General features: G+C 37.6%; 3 protein-coding genes and 1 pseudogene. 1 reads left to right on the forward strand and 3 read right to left on the reverse strand.

From position 1 onward, the window contains the following. The 3 genes and pseudogenes from K0A91_RS10830 to K0A91_RS10840 all read right to left on the reverse strand — a co-directional run. Positions 1–320, reverse strand: a pseudogene (locus tag K0A91_RS10830) (hypothetical protein); the annotation flags it as partial. 18 nt (positions 321–338) lie between these two features. Next, on the reverse strand, positions 339–659 hold the full coding sequence (trxA, locus tag K0A91_RS10835) for a thioredoxin (protein WP_295010216.1): 321 nt from the start codon (positions 657–659) through the stop codon (positions 339–341). A gap of 74 nt (positions 660–733) precedes the next feature. Beyond that, a complete protein-coding gene (locus K0A91_RS10840; RefSeq protein WP_295010218.1) occupies positions 734–1,513 on the reverse strand; it encodes a histidinol-phosphatase in 780 nt (259 codons plus the stop codon). An 88-nt stretch (positions 1,514–1,601) separates the two neighbouring features. Between K0A91_RS10840 and K0A91_RS10845 the strand changes: the two genes are divergently transcribed. Further along, the coding region (locus K0A91_RS10845; protein WP_295010220.1) for a chemotaxis protein at positions 1,602–2,280 on the forward strand (679 nt) is incomplete at its 3' end.

The raw sequence follows: 2,280 nt of genomic DNA on the forward strand, positions 1-2,280 counted from the left end.
CTTAAAAAAGTCGTATTTTGGCTGTTTTCATAGATTTCATTATAGTAGTCTATTGCTATGACTGGATAGTTAAGGTTTGTCTCTTTGAGAAGTCTGGCGGTATCTTTTTCTTTAGAGCTGTAAAAAACAACAATATATTTATCAGCATCGGGAACAAAGATATCTTTTTTTTCATAAAAGACCCACTCTTTAAAGTTTATAAACTTATACTCTGAGAATTTATAGTTGAAGTATGCAAAGGCGGCAGCAATCATAGCTGCGCCGAAGAAAGAGGCTAAAAGTGTAGATAAAGAAAAGAGGCTTTTACCTCCGCTAGGCACTACACTTCTCTTTGCAGATTACGCTAAAAGCGCGTTGATTTTTTCTGCTAGAGCAGCTTTTGACTGTGCTCCAACAACTTGGTCTACCATTTTTCCGTCTTTGAAGAACATAATGGTAGGAATAGAACGGATACCGAATTTAACGGCAATGTCTTGCTCTTCGTCTGTATTTACTTTACAGATTTTTGCTTTGCCGTCGTAGTCATTAGCAAGTTCTTCTATTACAGGAGCAATCATACGACAAGGTCCACACCATGGAGCCCAAAAATCTACTAATGAAACGCCTTCTTTTAAAGTCGCTTCAAAGTCCGAGCTAGTCAATTCTATATATTTACCCATTACAATTTCCTTCTAATTTTATGTCCGCACATTATACAAGTCTAACTCTTTAAAATTGCTTTATAGTAAATCTACTAAAATTTTATAAAATTTCTTTTTCTGTTTCGGTATAGAGCACACTCGCTGTAACCGACACTTTTGGCCATATTTATTATCTCATCGCTGTATAGTCCAACCTGCTCAGGTTTATGAGCATCTGAAGCAAAAGTTATCGGAATACCAAGTTTTTTAATCTCTTTTAAAAGTGAGAGAGACGGATATGCTTCGCCGATTGGCTTTCTATATCCTGCAACATTTATTTCAATCGACATGTCGGCTTCTTTAATGGCAAGCAGAGCATTTTTTGCTATGATGTTTATATCTTTATTGGGCATAAATTTGAAAATTTTTATAAGGTCAAGATGCCCAACAATGTCAAAAAGTCTGCTACGAGCCATCTCTTCTATTGCATCAAAATATTTTTGCCAAATCTCATCAATATCTTGGTCTTTGTAGTTTCCGATAAATTCAGGATTGTCAAATCCCCACTCCTCTATAAAGTGGACAGAGCCTATAAGATAATCTACATCGGCGTTTAAAACTCTCTCATCCATATAGCCTCTTAGATAATCAACCTCATATCCTAAAAGGATCTCAATGCTGTTTTTATATCTCTCTTTTGCATCAAGCACGCTTTTTTCATACCCTTGCATCTGCCCAAATGAGATACGGTATTTTTGATCAAAATTCATAGGCGCATGCTCTGAAAAACCGAAGTATTTTATGCCGCACTCTATCGCTTTTTCTATATACTCAGGTATTTCACCCTCTGCATGATTGCAAAGTTTTGTATGGTTGTGCAGGTCGACTATCATTGAATTGGTTCCAATATTTATATATTTTTATGATATTATAGTGACAAAAATTAAATTTAGCGAATTTCACGTAAATGGAGAACTTTTTATGACCCAAGAAGAACTTGACGCCCTTATGAGTGGGGAGATTGAAGATTTAGAATCTTTAAGTGATGATGATATAAGCAGTGATTCATACGGCGGCAGTGCAGATTCTTTAGAAGATTTTGAGGAGCTTGGGGAAGAGTCGGCAAAATCAGCAGATGACAAACCGCTTGGTTACAGTAATGAGACCGCGCACCATTGGCCGCTTCCTGCGACAAACGAAAATAAGATGGTTCATCAGCTAGATGATGTCACAAAAGAGAGCGAAGAGAAAGCGAGCCAGATTTTTGATATTATCGAGAAAATCAGCAACGATTTGATGGCATCTGAAGTTACTGCAAAAAATATTATGGGTGTCCTTGATGGCAACGTCAAGCTTTTTGCTACGCTTAGCCAGAAATTTCCTGATGTTGAAGCATTTAGAGCGCAACTGGAGAAAAACGAGAGCGCCATCAATGAGGCAAAAGATTCACTAGAGACACTTCAGTCGAGCGGCGACGCTATTATGGAAGTTATGGATATTATGCAGTATCAGGATATCCATCGTCAAAAAATTGAGCGTGTTATAAACGTTATGCGTGCACTCTCTAACTACATGAACTCTCTTTTTGAGGGCAGAATAGCAGATGAGAAAAGAGTCTCCTCAGCACAGCACATTGTCGGCGATACACACAACGAATTAG

This window comes from Sulfurimonas sp. (genome assembly GCF_019429335.1).
Taxonomy (GTDB): domain Bacteria; phylum Campylobacterota; class Campylobacteria; order Campylobacterales; family Sulfurimonadaceae; genus Sulfurimonas.